Raw genomic sequence first — 1007 nt, forward strand, 5'->3', positions numbered from 1 at the left:
GTCCAGCGACTGGTAAGCCGACCCTTCGCCCTTCAGCTTGAGGAACGTCGCGCCGTTCAGTATGTCGTAGCTCGGCTCGGCATAGGCCAGCACCCTGAAACCTCTTGTCGGATTAAGCCGGTTGTCCCTGGCGTCATAGACATATTGCAAGGGTACGCTGGCGATCAGGTAAGTGTGCTTGCCGAACGCGTCGGTGATCCTCGAATAGTCGAGGGCGAATTCCGCCGAAACCCTCTGCTTCTTGTCCAGGTCATAGGAGACGCCCATGTTGCCCTTGACCGAGAAATGGTCATAGGCGTCGGGATGCTCGAACACGGTCTTGATGCCGGTGAAGAATTTCGATGACGGCCCAAGCACGCCCGGTTTCTCGAACATGATGCCGGCATTGTAGTTGAGTTCGCCCAGATCGTTGCTGCCGATGCCGCTGATGGCACCCTCGATACGCAGCTTTTCGGCGCGCCCGAACAGGTTGCGGTGGCCCCAATAGCCTTCCAGGCCCAGCCCTTCCGTGTTGGAGACGGTGCCGCCGATACCGAAATAGCGCGGCTTGCGCTCGCTGACCTGGACGTTGATCGGGATGTTGCCCTCGGTGTCGAGGCTTTCGCCTTCCTTCATCGTCACGCTGTTGAACACCTCCAGTCCGAACAGCCGGTCGCGCGCGTCGTCGATCTCGTCGGGCGAATATTGGCGGCCGCGCTTCAGCCCGGTCATGTATTCGGTGAAGTCGCGGTCGACCTTCTCGGTTCCGTCGACCGTGGTGTCGCCATAGCCGGCGACCGGCCCGGCCGCGACCGTCAGCGTCACGTCGAGCGTCGAGCTGGCGTGCTCGGCGATGATCTGGCGGTCCGTGATCCTGGCCAGCGGCCGGCCTTCCTGTTTCAGCGCCCGAACGATCAGCGCCTCGGCCTTGAGCACGGCGCCCGAGCCGGCGTCTCCGCCGGCGATCAGGCCGAAATCGGCGCTGGCGAGCCCCGCCGCATCGCCTTCCAGCCTTATGTTGCCCAGCG

Annotated in this window: 1 protein-coding gene; it reads right to left on the bottom strand. The window is 63.0% G+C overall.

Features of this window, described 5'->3' with window-relative positions; all coding sequences use genetic code 11:
* A partial coding sequence (locus EN781_RS33150; RefSeq protein ID WP_145965816.1) for a BamA/TamA family outer membrane protein occupies positions 1-1007 on the bottom strand: 1007 nt, incomplete at both ends.

It is taken from the genome of Mesorhizobium sp. M4A.F.Ca.ET.090.04.2.1 (assembly GCF_003999085.1).
Classification (GTDB): domain Bacteria; phylum Pseudomonadota; class Alphaproteobacteria; order Rhizobiales; family Rhizobiaceae; genus Mesorhizobium.